The sequence below is a fragment of the Lactobacillus sp. B4007 genome (genome assembly GCF_026535895.1).
Classification (GTDB): Bacteria; Bacillota; Bacilli; order Lactobacillales; family Lactobacillaceae; genus Lactobacillus; species Lactobacillus panisapium.
Map to the genome: position 1 here is coordinate 585,795 of NZ_JAFNPA010000001.1, position 13,850 is coordinate 599,644.

The window sequence follows — 13,850 nt, forward strand, 5'->3', positions numbered from 1 at the left end:
ATACTCTATTATTATACTTGTACGGTAGCAAAAAAGCGAAACTTTCAAAAAGTTTCGCTTTTCCATTTCTAATAATATTTATTAGTGTGCTGAAGCACCCGAAGTTGTGTCAGGCTCTTCTTCTTCTGGTTCAGGTTCTTCTTCTTCAGCTTCTGAAGCACCTGAAGCAGCATCTTCAACTAAACCATATTTATCAGCAAAGTAGCTGAATGGCTTCAAATCTTCAGCTTGATACTTCTTAACGAATTCAGGATCATCAAGTGAGTTCAATTCAGTTGAGTAAGGCATGTCATGAGTGAACTTGATGTCGATTAACATTGGTCCATCCATTTGCTTGAATTCCTTAACTGCGTCTTCGAATTCCTTCTTAGTACGTACAGTTACACCCTTAACGTTCATACCTTCAGCAACTTGTGCCCATTCGTTGTTTGGCAAAATAACACCTGATAATGGTTGGTGTGATTCATCAACTTGTTCAGCTTCAATGTAGCCTAAAGTATCATTAGTGAAGACAACGTTCAAAATGTGCATGTTGTAACGAGCTTCAGTCAATAATTCTTGACTCATCATTGCGAAACCACCGTCACCACCTAAGTTCCAAACTTCACGGTCTGGGTGAACTGTAGCAGCAGCGATAGCAGCTGGTGAACCAAAGCCCATAGTTGCGTACAAACCTGAAGTTGCCCAAGTTTGTTCATCGTGCAAGTTGATTAAACGTTGGAAGTCAATGTTGATGTTACCAACATCAATAGCATATTGTGCATTGTCATCAGCGTATTTGTTAATGATGTCAAAGATTGGTTCACGGCGAACTGGCATTTCGTCTGAGTCAACAAAGCTGTTCTCCCAGTCTTCCCAGTTCTTACGGTCTGCAATAGCAGCCTTGTAAAGTGGAGATTCTTCACGAACTTCACCGGCATCGATGATTGCTTGCAAAGTCTTAGCACCGTCTGCCAAAATTGGAACATCAACTGCGTGACGCTTACCCAATTTTTCTGAATCAACATCAATTTGAACAACCTTGGCCTTAGGGTCAAAGAAGAATACTGAGAATGGTGAGTCGTTACCAACCCAGATAACAGCATCTGCGTGCATTTGAATATCATCACTAGGCTTTGGAGCAACACGGCCAATTGAACCCATGTATGCTGGGCACTTGTCTTCAACAACACCCTTAGCCATAACTGATGACATCAATGGAGTCTTGAATTTTTCAGCGAATTTTTCTAAGACATCGCCGTGACCCTTCATACCTAAACCAAAGTAAACAACTGGATTCTTAGCTTCCTCAAGAATCTTAACAGCTGCATCGATTTCTTCTTTCTTAGGAGCTGCATAGTTAGGAATAGCTTGCATTGAATTGTAAGTTACTCTGAAGTTGTCGTTAATCTTTTCCCAACCAAAGTCTTTAGGAAGAATTAATACAGCTGGGCCCTTCTTAGCATAAGCTTGACGAAGAGCTTCATCCATCATTGCAGGAATTTGATCTGCACGCTTGATTTGGTGGTTCCAAACAGCTACAGCATCAAACCAAGGCTTTTCATCGAAAGCTTGGAAGAAGTCGATATCTTGACGACTAGTTGGAACGTTAGCAATAATTGCTACCATTGGAACCTTGTCGTACTTAGCATCGTATAAACCGTTCATCAAGTGAACAGCACCAGGACCAGCAGAACCAAAACATACACCAGCTTTACCAGTGAACTTGTATTCAGCTGAAGCAGCCAAAGCACCGGCCTCTTCGTGCCGTACTTCGATATACTTTAACTTGCCCTTGAAGTCGTGGATAGCATTCATTGTTGAGTCGAATGAACCACCTGGGAAACCATAAATATGATCAATATGCCAGTCCAATAAAACTTGGAGCATAGCATTTGCGCCATTAATTTTTGCCATTTTTAAAGTGCATCTCCTTAAATACATTTACTTACATACTGTATTAAAACATATAATTTCACAATTTCAAGTGAGTAAAATTATTGGTTGGACAGATATGTAAGCGCTTTGTAAAAATATTATTTTCACAAACTTATATCAATAAATAAACACTTTAAGATAAGAGCAATAATTATATTTGTGATTATCTGATCATTAACGTTTATTTTGTGTCTTTTTTGAATTATTTATTTTCAGAAAAAGAATTTTAAATTTTTTCTAAAAGTTACTTTTTGATTTTAGCATAACGACCATTTTGAACATAAACACTCAAAATCGCCATATCGGCTGGATTTACTCCAGAGATTCGTTCAGCTTGTGCGATCGTCTCTGGTCTAATCTTCTCAAATTTTTCCCGTGCTTCCGTTGCTAAGCCTTCAATTGCTTGGTAATCAATATCAGCTGGTATTTTTTTGGCTTCTTGGCGGTGCAAACGATTAATTTGTTGCTGTTCCTTCTTAATATAGCCAGCATACTTAACATTAATTTCAATCTGCTCCTTAACGTAGCGCTCAGTTGAAATTGTTTCGCCCGTCAGTTTTTCAATATCATCAACTTTAACTCGCGGCCGACGTAAGAATACATCTGCTTTTACACCAGCTTTAAGCTTATCTTCACCAATACTTGCAAGATATGCCTGCACTTTTTCATCGGGATGAATAGTAATTGTCTTTACAGCATTTTCGGCTTGCTTGATTTGCTCTTTTTTAGCCAAAAACTTCGAGTAGCGCTCTTCCGAAATCAGACCAAGTTGATAACCATAATCCGTTAAACGTAAGTCAGCATTGTCATGACGTAAAATCAGCCGGTATTCCGCCCGTGAAGTCAGCAATCTATAAGGCTCTTCTGTTCCCTTAGTTACTAAATCATCAATTAAAACGCCAATATATGCCTCATCGCGACCTAAAGTAAAGCCAGGTCGATTGGAAGCACGTAAAGCTGCATTAATACCAGCAATTAGGCCTTGTCCCGCAGCTTCTTCGTAACCAGAAGTACCGTTCATTTGCCCAGCAGTAAACAGGTTCTTAATGTTTTTAGTCTCCAAGGTATGCTTTAACTGCCAAGGATCAATTACGTCATACTCAATTGCATAACCCGGACGCATCAATTCGGCATCTTCTAATCCTGCAACCGTATGTAGCATTTTTAATTGAATTTCTTCGGGCATTGAAGTTGAAAAATCGCCAACATAAACTTCCTTGGTATTTTTACCTTCCGGTTCAAGAAAAATTTGGTGGCGCGGCTTATCAGCAAAGCGCACTACCTTTGTCTCAATTGATGGACAGTAACGCGGACCCACACCTTTAATCTCACCTGAAAACATTGGTGAGCGGGTTAGATTTTCGTTAATAATTTTGTGTGTTCTTTTATTAGTGTACGTCATCCAGCAAGAAACTTGCTCTTTTAGATAGTCCTCATCTTTACTTTCAAAGGAAAAATGACGCGGTATCTGATCGCCTGGCTCCTCTTCCGTTTTAGAGTAGTCAATCGTATTACTATTGACGCGTGGCGGCGTCCCGGTTTTAAAACGACGTAATTTAAAACCCAGTTTTTCCAGATTCTCAGAAAGTTTAATTGCCGGAATAGTATTGTTAGGGCCTGAAGAATAATTTAATTCACCAATATAAATGCGACCACGAGCCGAAGTTCCTGTAGTTAACACAACACTTTTGGCATGATACCTGGCACCCGTATTAGTAATTAGCCCTTTACATACACCGTCTTCAACTATTAGTTCATCAACGGTTGCCTGACGCAATGTCAAATTAGGTGTTTCTTCGATTACGCTCTTCATCTGCTCATGATATTGCCACTTATCAGCTTGCGCACGGAGAGCTTGAACAGCGGGACCTTTACCCGTATTGAGCATTCTCATTTGAATATAAGTTGCATCAATGTTTTTACCCATTTGACCACCAAGGGCATCAATTTCACGTACTACTGTCCCTTTCGCTGGACCACCAACCGAAGGGTTACAAGGCATAAACGCAACCATATCTAAACTAATTGTTAATAGCAGCGTCTTTTGGCCCATTCTGGCGCTAGCTAAGGCAGCTTCACTACCTGCATGACCTGCACCAACGACGATTACGTCATAATCGTTTGAGTCATAATTTTTAATCATTCTTTTACACCTATTTTCCTAAACAGAATTGACTAAATAGTTGATTAACAAGTTCATCTGGACTACTTTCACCAGTAATTTCGCCTAGAGTATCCCAAGCACCATTGAAATCAATTTGTGCAATGTCAATTGGCACCTCAGTTTCTAACGCAGCAATGACATCCTGCAACTGCTTTTTGGCCTTTTCAAGTAGTCCTACTTGTCTTTGATTAGTTACCATTACTTGATCGTTTGAATTTTCAATACCGTTAAAGAATAAATCTTTAATTGCTTCTTTTAACTGGTTCAAATTCTTTTTTTGCAAAATAGAAGTCGGAATTACTTCGCTGTTAGTTAACTCTTTCATTTCAGCAGCTGATACTTTTTGACCCAAATCGGTTTTATTTAAGATAACAATTCTCTTTTTGTTTGCCGTTGCCGCAATTAATTCGCGATCTTCTGGATCTAGCTCCTTACTTGAATCAAACAAGAGTAAAACCAAATCAGCCTGATCCAAAGCCTTTTTTGATCGTTCCACGCCAATTTTTTCTACTTTATTTTCAGTGTGCCGAATACCAGCTGTATCAATCAATTTTAGCGGTACCCCTTCAACCGAAACGTATTCTTCAAGCGTGTCTCGCGTTGTACCCGCGATATCCGTTACAATTGCTGTATCGCTTTTAGTTAAATAATTGAGCAGCGATGACTTACCAACGTTGGGTTGACCAATAATTGCAGTCGCTAGACCGTTACGTAACGCCGTTCCCTCGGCAGCAGTCTTAAGCAGACCATCAATTTTACCAATAACTGATTGCGAAACCCTAGTCATTTGCTCAGATGTCACTTTATCAGCATCATATTCAGGATAATCAATATTAACTTCAACATTTGCAAGAGTATCTAAAATCTCTTGGCGCATTGCCTGAATTTTTGCTAATAATCCACCTTCAAGCTGATTTTCGGCAACCTGCCTTGCACGATCGGTTTTAGCGCGAACAATATCCATTACGCTTTCAGCTTGGGTTAAATCAATTCGCCCATTAACAAATGCCCGTTTAGTAAACTCTCCTGGCTCAGCCATGCGCGCACCGGTTCTTAGCAAAAGCTGTAAAATGCGATTGGTGACAACAATTCCGCCGTGACAATTAATTTCCACAATGTCTTCGCGCGTAAAAGTCTTTGGCGCCAGCATAACGGAGACCATTACTTCGTCAATTATTTGCTTATTTTCGGGGTCAACAATGTGCCCATAATGAATAGTATGACTAGGAGCTTTAGTTAAGTCTTTTCCTTTAAAAACCCGGTTGGCGATTTTAACTGCATCTTCACCAGACAATCTGACAATTGAAATACCACCTTCACCGATCGGCGTTGAAATTGCTGCTATCGTATCAAATTCAGTCAAAGTTTGTGCCATGATTTCTCCTTTTCAATAAAAAAAGCGCATTATACCACCATGAATAATAATCATGATGGATAAAGCACTTTGACTACTTTATCTAAAAATTACTTTAGATTAATGTTTACGTTTTAATCGTTTATAAGTCTTCCGTAGTTGCCGCTTACGTTCACGTTCAGCTTCAGCCTTAGCTTCTTGTTCATGCCGATATTTAATCGGATTCTGCAAGATAAAGGTTTGAACCACTTGGAAGAGGTTAGAAATTACCCAGTACAAAACAATTGCTGATTGGAAGTAGATACCCATTATACCGACCATTACGGACATTCCGTAAGTCATAATCTTAGTCGAAAAGTTTTGTGATTCTTTCGGCGTTGATAATTGACTAATGTAAGTCGATAAGAACGTTAAGATCATCGACAAAATCGGCATAATAAAGTATGGATCCGGCTCACCTAAGTCCATCCACAAAAAATGGCCAGTCTGTAATTGTGGCGTCTGCCAAATCGCACCATACAAAGCATACATAACAGGCAGCTGAATAATCAGTGGCAAACAACCTGCGTACGGATTAATGCCAGCTTCTTTATAGAGCTTATTAGTTTCTTGTGAAAGTAGCGTTCGCGATTCTGTATCATTACCTGGATATTTTTTGCGCAATGCATCAATTTCAGGCTGAATCCCTTGCATTTTAGTTGTACTCTTAATCTGCAATGCACTAAGTGGATACAAGATTAACCGTACAATAACGGTAAAGACAATAATTGCCCAACCGTAACTGTTGTTCATTATCTTCGCAAGCCATAACAGGAACGTTGACATGTAATAAATTACCCAACGATCCCACCAGTTACCACTAGTATGTGAAACAGGAGCTGGCTTAGCATTTGAAGCAGCACATCCAGTTAGTACAACGGCAACCGCCATCACTGCTAATAGCACAAGTACACGTTTGACATTCTTTTTAGTTAAAATGTCTTTCACTCTAATCTTCCTCAACTTTTTCAGGTATTTCTTCTATAATATTAGCCAAAAAGAGCGCATGAAGCAAATTCTTCCGGACTTCTGCCATCCTAAAATTTCGTACATACGGTCTAGCAATTACCAAAAAATCAATCTGTGTATCAATTGCAGGCTTATTTTCAGTAAGAACTGCTCGAATATAACGTTTGAGGCGATTACGTACAACCGCGGTATGTCCGACCTTTTTGCCAACTGAAATTCCAACCCGAAAATGAGTATTCTCGGGTTTAGCTATTTTATAGATGACAAACGCCCGATTTGCTACTGAATTACCAGATTTAAAAACTCGCTGAAAATCATTTTCAGTTTTAACTCGATAAGACTTTCTCAAAACGTTTCATTCCACTCTTTGATATTAAAAAAACCACTGGGATTCAGTGGTTTAAGCAGATAAGACTTTTCTACCCTTTGCACGGCGTCTAGCCAAAACCTTACGGCCATTTGATGTGCTCATACGCTTCATAAAGCCATGAACGCGTGAACGGTGACGCTTTTTAGGTTGGTAAGTTCTTTTAGTTGTCATTAAACTACACCTCCATTTTTAATATGCTAACTGCACAATTTAATATCTAGGATACCATGATTAAAATAAAAAACCAAGCGAAAACGAAAAAAATGCGAATTTACTACCTAAATATATGTTCTTAGCCCCAAAAGATTCTAACACATGTCTTTAGAATGCTTGATCAGCTTTATATTCTTTATTTTTAGCAATTCTACTCTAGAGCAGACTTTTGTTTCATAATTGGATAAATTATTTTGTAACTCACTAACTTAGCTACTTCTATTACTCCAATTTTTTGTAACCTCAAGTATCCAACTAGGATGTTAGTCTCAATAAACAACAAGCAAAGTAAATTCCCATAAATTGGCATAGATCTCAATTGTTCTTAACATTATATTTTACTATGCTATAGTAGAAAACTAAGAAACTCCTAAAGTTTAATCGGAGGTAAAAATGGATATTGGTGAATTATTAAAACAGTATCGCACAAGAGCGAACAAGACCCAAAAAGAATGGGTTGGAACCATAATTAGCCCATCATTTTACTCAAAAGTAGAACAAGGAGCGAATCACATCGTTACTAATGATTTGCTTGATCTACTTGACTATAACAATATCTTGCCCGAACAGTTTTTTAATGAATTGAGACCCAAGAGACAGCTTGAATATGAATTTGAACAGGAATTACGCAAATTAATGAGCAATGCCTATTATCAAAATTCTACTAAAGAGCTTGAGCGCTTAAAACAGGTAATCGAACAGGGAAATTTACCTAATAAAAATAATCTATTACTTATAATTACTGGTGTTATTGCATTAGCAACTAACAATAGTAAAAATTTAGATCAAGAAACTATCTCGATTATAAAAAACAGGATATTTAGTGTTCACTCATTTGACAAATATTCTTTAAGAATTTATTGTTCGTCCATGCGGCTTTATGATATTGATAGTAATATTTTGCTTACACATAAAATTATAAAGCAATTACAAAACAGTACTGATATTGACATTCAAAATTCAATTTTAGCAATTATTACTAATTTGATGGTTTTATGCATAGAAGACAAGCGCTATGATGCCGTTATGACTTTTGTAAAGGTTGCAGATTCTATTAAAATCAAACCCGAACTATGTTTTTGCAAGAGTGTTTTTTTAATATTCAAAAATTTGATTAATTTTCATTACACAAATCAAAAAGAATATCTTGAAGCCTGTCAAAAAGGAATCGATTTTTTTTCATTTATTGGTATGACGGAATATAGTAAGAATCTTACTGAGTTTGTCAATCAAAACAAATAGATAATTTTTTTACCTATTTGAAACATTACTTTCATATATGATTTAAAAGTTCAAATATGCATCTATTGCCTTCTTCTCCTAAATTATCAATTATAATAGCAGCCATAAAGATTACTCTCAATACAAACTAAAAATCTAATATTTTTAAATTATTAAAGATATAAATAAAGGGATAGGTAAGTTATGTTTGAAACCATAGTGTATAGCGCCATAATAGTTATTGTTTTCTGTCTTTCTAAAATATTTAAAGATACTTCTTTTTTTATATTTATTAGAAAAAAGCGTGGAATACTGTTAGTGGCATTTTCAGTGATAGTATTATTGGGAACTTTAGTAGCAAATAATTTTAAATTTAAGCAAATATTTCCAAGTTTAACTATTATTTTAATGTTGTTTTTATTAGTAGGATTGTTTTATATTTATAAAGATCATCTAAATAAATAACGGGCAAAATAAATAGCAATAAGAGTTTAAAAGCAACTATACAGCAGCACTGTTGCTTTTATTATGCTCTAGTAAAAATTCTTGCTATCTTTTTACTTTCCATTCAAATCTTCTTGATGAATTTCAATTGATGGATAATGACCTAATGACGGCAAAAAGGTATCTAATGGGCAACTATAAACCATGTAGTAATCCCCTTCTTCTTTATTAGCATTATATTCAGTGAACTTCTGCTCAGCCTTTTTGGGATCCTTAGTAAGATAGACTACACTGACAACACCAACTTTTTCCTGAGCAACATTTTCAACGCATACCTTAAGAATCACTTTAAGGTTACCATCGTCTTTTAACGCCATTTTGATATAATCATCGTTCATTGGCTAAAATCTCCTCTATTTTTCAGTAAATTGTTTAAAAATATTTAGTTCTATTTTACTATTTTTCACATGAAACATCCCGTGATTTATCATTTTCTCTAAAAATCATAATGAATCATATCCCTATATTCATCAATTAATTCTTGGTTTTTCTTATCTCCGTCATCAAGGTTGGCTGAATAAAAGATTGGTGCCTCTGGAATTCCATGATTTACTAATCTTTGACATGTTTCAACAATAATATTATCTAAAATAGCTGCACCAATGACGGTTGAAGTTGGACCAGCTTTTTGGTTTGTACCTTTAATTGGACAAGCTGCATCCCCAATATCCCCATGGTTATCAATTACAATATCAGCAATTTCAAATAAATGCTTTCCAGACGAATGACGACTTTTAACAGATCTAGAATAAGCAAGATTGGTTAAACCAATAATTTTTACTCCTTTTGCTTTAGCTGCAAGTCCCAAATCAATAATTACTGGATTTCTTCCAGAAACTGAATGTAGAATTAGAATATCATCCTTTTTAAAATTAACAGTACTTGCTAATGCAGTACCATAACCCTCTAAACGCTCCATTTTACTTGTAAAAGTTATTGGCTTCCTATCGAGCATTACCTCACGTCCAAAAATAGCATTTATTGTAATCATGCCACCAGCGCGATAGTACATTTCATCAGCCAAAATTCCCGCATGACTAGCACCGAATATATAAATTGAGTTTTTACTGATATTAGCGTTAAAAATTAGTGTAATTGCTTTTTCAATATTATCCCTTTCGACTTTTTCGACAGTATCAATAATATTCTCAATTTTATTAAAATAACGATACATATTATATTCCCCCTAGCAAGCTAGCAATCAGTTTGCTGATAATGCTCCAAAGCGACAAATCATTACCACCAAAAATTAAAATCCAATTTTTAATAGTACTATCCATCATTACCGCTGAAATTCCTACCAAAGCTACCATTACAACTGCAGCTACAGCAGTTCCAATAATTGCTCCACGAATGCCTCCCTGACCTTCGCCGATTACTGCCGCACCACCACACTCAAAGAAGCTAGTTATCATCAATGGAACAATTAAAATTCCAAATATATTAGTCACATTAGCAATCAACACTAAAATTGTTGAAGTAATGAACGCCGAAAGAAAGCCAATAATAACAGCATTTGGTTTATAATTAAACAGAATAGGAACATCAAAAGCTGGTTTTGCACCAGGAACTAATTTTTCAGAAATACCTTGAAACGCAGGAATGATTTGATTAACTAGTAAACGAACCCCATAAAGTAGTATTAATAAACCTCCTCCAAAAGTAAGACCTGCATTCAACGCCACTGTAAATATGTTGCCTCCTTTAGGCACTAAAGTTGGGGCAATCAGCCCAACCACAATATCAACACAGAACATTACAATACCACCGGTTATTGAAATATCACGGAAAAAAGATAAACCTTTGGGAACTTTTAGGTCTTCAGTTGAGTGCTTTTTATTACCAACGTGTTTAGCCACAAAACCAGATATTAACGAAAGAATCGTAGTCGGATGACCTATCAAGAATGAGTCATCACCCGTTGCGGCCCATACATATTTCCGCATAATCCAAGGTGCAATTGAAAAGTATAGGGCTGAAAGAATTGCACTCATTATAATTAAATTAATGCCACGTAATCCACCTTCTACACCTCCAGCGACAATGACAAAAGGTACCCACCATAGCATATGCCCAGTTAAAAAAATTGTTTTAATCGGTGTAAAGCGAGCAATTAAAATATGAATAACCAAAGCCAAAAACATTGCCATTCCCACAGCTCCACCATATTCTGCAGTAAAAGTAATATCTGTCATTCCTTTAGCTACTTGAATACCCATTTTAGTCTGAATAGCAGTATTAATTGCTGCAACTACTCCTGTTAGCATGTTTACGCCTTCGGTCAGAATGATCATGCCAAATGCTGCTGACATACTTCCTTTCACAACCTCAGCTATCGGTTTTTTCTGAACAATAAGCCCAAGCATAGCAATTAAGCCAAGCAAAACAGGTGGGTCTTGTAAAATATCATTTGATATGAATTTTAATATTTCCATAATTACTTTTCTCCCCTATGTGCCAAAAAATCGTTCATTGCCTGTAAAACTTCATTTTTATCCATATATCGCTTAATCGCATACACTGGTTTAGATGTTGAAGATTCAATATCAGGTTTTAATTCAGCACTAGTAAAATAGACATCAGCTTCTTCGGCTTTTGCAGAAGCAATATCAGTATTTTTCACATCAGCATTTAGTCCTAGTTCCATAACAACTTTTTCTAGTGTCATTTTTAAAACCATTGAACTACCAACTCCAAATCCACAAACTGCTAAGATTTTCATTTCTATACCTTCACTTTCGCAAACATTGCAACAATCGCTTTTTTATTAGCATTTAAAATTATTTGATAAGATTTAGGATCCATCAAAATCGAAACCACTTTTTGTAAGCTTTGCAAATGACTAGTATTATCTACTGCTGCCATTACTAAAAAAATTTTTACTGGTTTACCTTCTAAGTCAATAGCCTTACGAGAAATAAGTAAACTCATCCCCAATTTATTAACACCTTGACCCGGTCTTGCATGCATTAATGCAAAATAATCAGTTAAAACCATATAAGGACCATTTTTTTCAACGCTTGCAATCATATTTAAAACATAGTCTGTTGTAATCGCATCCTCTTTAATCAAGGGTAAACTGGCTTGCCATAATGCATCCCGCCAATCATGCGCACCATCAATTATTTGAACATTTTTTTCATTAAATAAAGTTTCTGACACTGTTATTTAGCCTCCATCATTTTTGCAATAAACCAGTTCTTATCGTTAATTCCCTGCATAATTAAATTCATAAATGGTTCAACTATTCTCTGGTCATTACGATTAACCATTAGTAAAGCAATAACATCAACACGATTATTTCCCCAGTTAATGGGCTTAGCGAGAATTGCCACCGAAATACTACTTTTTTCTACAAGTGCAGGGTTGCCATGAGGAATTACAAAACCATTACTTAAATAAGTAGACTGCAATTTTTCGCGCTCTATAATTGTTTGTTCATAGCTATTTTTAATCTGTTCACTAGGCCAACTACCATTTTCTAGCAATAAATCAATAATTTGCTTAGGCCCTTTTCTGTCGGTAAAAATAATTTTTCCTTTTAGTAAGGGTATTACTTTTTTATCTATTTCCGTTTCATCCTTAATTGTTTCTTTGTGCTTCATTACAACATCAATATAAGTATTAGCAACCTTTTTCATATCACAAACTGTCATTAATGGTGAAATGTAAACTACTGGTACAGATTGCTCAGTCAACTGAACAGTAGAGATAATTAATGAAACATTAGTCAAGTCTTTTTTCATTAGATTATGTTTGGAAACAACTTCAGTTAAAGCTGCAGCTGGCAAAATTCTTTTAATTTTGGCACAAATTAGCGAACTCATGCCAATACCATTAGGACATACGAATAGAATTCGATTTATTGCCTTATTACGCTCAACCGCTGCTTGAAAATGCAATGTAACGAAGCCTACTTCATCATCAGAAATAGGTAAATCATTAATTTTAGCAAATTCACTTAATGCATACCAAACTACACCATATAAATCAGGATAATTATTTTTTATTTCTCCTAATAATGGATTGATAACCGTTGTTTTTGACTGCAGGCGAAATTTCATTTGATACAAATGTACAATTAAAGAGTTAACTAAAATAGTGTCCTTATTTACATCAATACCTAAAGCATCACAGACATTGACAATGAGCTTTTTAACTTCGTTTACAAAGCCAAGTGGTACCTGGTCATTTTTCATAAAAAAATTTACACCATTGCCAATCACAATATATGAAAGATACTCAGATTCTGTATTATTAAGTTGATAAATTTCTGCTTCTTCAATCGTTCTAAGCAGCTGATAAACCAAAGGATACTGTTCAATCTGCTGAAACAAGATATTCATCGACTTGTCCCAGCTAATTTGATGCCCTTTCTTTCCCCTAAATACCAAAATAGCGGTCGATATTGTTATGTCATTAAGACAATTTTCGGGCAGTTCAAGTTTCCATGCTTGCAATTTTCCACGGAATAACTGAAGTATCTGTAAAATCAAATTACTATCAACAAACAAATTGATTAGATTTTTTAGTTCTAAACTATTTAATTCAAATAAATCAATTACAACCCGTTTAATTATTTTTTGCTTATCAAGTTCACTTCCTCCAAGGTATGATCCAGAATTATTAAAACTCAGGGCAACATTGTCTTTGGCCAAACGCTTTTTTAAAACAGCAATATCATTGGCGATACTACTTCGAGAAACATAATAATCATCTGCTAAATGCTGATAACTAAGATGCTCACCATTAATCAGACGAGCCAAAATGTAATATTTTCTTTCTTTACTGTCTATACATTTGTGTGTGTCCAAGATTATCACCTCTTATACCTATAGTATTTAGTTACCCTTTATTTAGGAAGAACAAAGAGAAACAAAATTTTTGGCTAAAAAGTTGAACACCTATTTTTGATTGCTCTTGTTTACAAAAGACCGGCATTTTTTATCCACAATTTATTAAACACAGCAGTTTACACAAGTTTATCCACAAGACACAACCTGTTAAAAAAGATATTCACAGCATGTGGATATCTCGCAGCCTTATTCATCTCTTTTACTGGTAAATTAATAAAAACAATCCACAGGATTACATGCAAA

At 35.7% G+C, this 13,850-nt stretch carries 13 protein-coding genes; 1 reads left to right on the forward strand and 12 read right to left on the reverse strand.

The window, feature by feature from the left end:
- Positions 1 to 81: 81 nt before the first annotated feature.
- The 6 genes from spxB to rpmH all read right to left on the reverse strand — a co-directional run bounded on the left by spxB (position 82) and on the right by rpmH (position 6,984).
- Positions 82 to 1,896 carry a pyruvate oxidase gene (gene spxB / locus J3U54_RS02795; RefSeq protein ID WP_103752624.1) on the reverse strand — a complete coding sequence of 605 codons (1,815 nt, stop codon included), beginning with the start codon at positions 1,894 to 1,896 and terminating at the stop codon, positions 82 to 84.
- A 265-nt stretch (positions 1,897 to 2,161) separates the two neighbouring features.
- A complete protein-coding gene (mnmG, locus tag J3U54_RS02800) occupies positions 2,162 to 4,060 on the reverse strand; it encodes a tRNA uridine-5-carboxymethylaminomethyl(34) synthesis enzyme MnmG (RefSeq protein ID WP_103752625.1) in 1,899 nt (632 codons plus the stop codon).
- 10 nt (positions 4,061 to 4,070) lie between these two features.
- On the reverse strand, positions 4,071 to 5,456 hold the full coding sequence (mnmE, locus tag J3U54_RS02805) for a tRNA uridine-5-carboxymethylaminomethyl(34) synthesis GTPase MnmE (RefSeq protein ID WP_267384982.1): 1,386 nt from the start codon (positions 5,454 to 5,456) through the stop codon (positions 4,071 to 4,073).
- 99 nt (positions 5,457 to 5,555) lie between these two features.
- The gene (locus J3U54_RS02810) at positions 5,556 to 6,422 is read right to left on the reverse strand and encodes a membrane protein insertase YidC (protein ID WP_220220409.1); all 867 of its coding nucleotides are present in this window, start codon (positions 6,420 to 6,422) and stop codon (positions 5,556 to 5,558) included.
- 1 nt (position 6,423) lies between these two features.
- Positions 6,424 to 6,792 (reverse strand): ribonuclease P protein component, encoded by a 369-nt coding sequence (gene rnpA / locus J3U54_RS02815; protein WP_103752628.1) that lies wholly within the window; start codon positions 6,790 to 6,792, stop codon positions 6,424 to 6,426.
- A 51-nt stretch (positions 6,793 to 6,843) separates the two neighbouring features.
- Entirely contained in the window at positions 6,844 to 6,984 is a 141-nt protein-coding gene (gene rpmH / locus J3U54_RS02820; protein ID WP_003549412.1) for a 50S ribosomal protein L34, read from the reverse strand.
- 435 nt (positions 6,985 to 7,419) lie between these two features.
- On the opposite strand from rpmH, the gene J3U54_RS02825 reads away from it, so the two are divergent.
- The gene (locus J3U54_RS02825; RefSeq protein ID WP_103752629.1) at positions 7,420 to 8,268 is read left to right on the forward strand and encodes a helix-turn-helix domain-containing protein; all 849 of its coding nucleotides are present in this window, start codon (positions 7,420 to 7,422) and stop codon (positions 8,266 to 8,268) included.
- A 536-nt stretch (positions 8,269 to 8,804) separates the two neighbouring features.
- Here the strand turns inward: J3U54_RS02825 and J3U54_RS02830 are convergent.
- The 6 genes from J3U54_RS02830 to J3U54_RS02855 form a co-directional block, all read right to left on the reverse strand.
- Positions 8,805 to 9,089: a hypothetical protein gene (locus tag J3U54_RS02830; RefSeq protein ID WP_267384985.1), complete on the reverse strand. Its 285-nt coding sequence runs from the start codon at positions 9,087 to 9,089 to the stop codon at positions 8,805 to 8,807.
- Between the two features lie 98 nt (positions 9,090 to 9,187).
- A complete protein-coding gene (locus J3U54_RS02835) occupies positions 9,188 to 9,925 on the reverse strand; it encodes a sugar isomerase domain-containing protein (RefSeq protein ID WP_103752632.1) in 738 nt (245 codons plus the stop codon).
- Position 9,926: 1 nt separating this feature from the next.
- Positions 9,927 to 11,186, reverse strand: coding sequence for a PTS ascorbate transporter subunit IIC (locus J3U54_RS02840; protein ID WP_103752633.1), 1,260 nt, complete (start codon positions 11,184 to 11,186; stop codon positions 9,927 to 9,929).
- Between the two features lie 2 nt (positions 11,187 to 11,188).
- Positions 11,189 to 11,473, reverse strand: a complete 285-nt coding sequence (locus J3U54_RS02845) for a PTS sugar transporter subunit IIB (RefSeq protein ID WP_220234984.1) — start codon at positions 11,471 to 11,473, stop codon at positions 11,189 to 11,191.
- 2 nt (positions 11,474 to 11,475) lie between these two features.
- Complete coding sequence (locus tag J3U54_RS02850) at positions 11,476 to 11,913, reverse strand: PTS sugar transporter subunit IIA (protein ID WP_258562407.1); 438 nt, start codon at positions 11,911 to 11,913, stop codon at positions 11,476 to 11,478.
- 2 nt (positions 11,914 to 11,915) lie between these two features.
- Positions 11,916 to 13,565, reverse strand: coding sequence for a BglG family transcription antiterminator (locus J3U54_RS02855; protein WP_267384986.1), 1,650 nt, complete (start codon positions 13,563 to 13,565; stop codon positions 11,916 to 11,918).
- Positions 13,566 to 13,850: the final 285 nt, after the last annotated feature.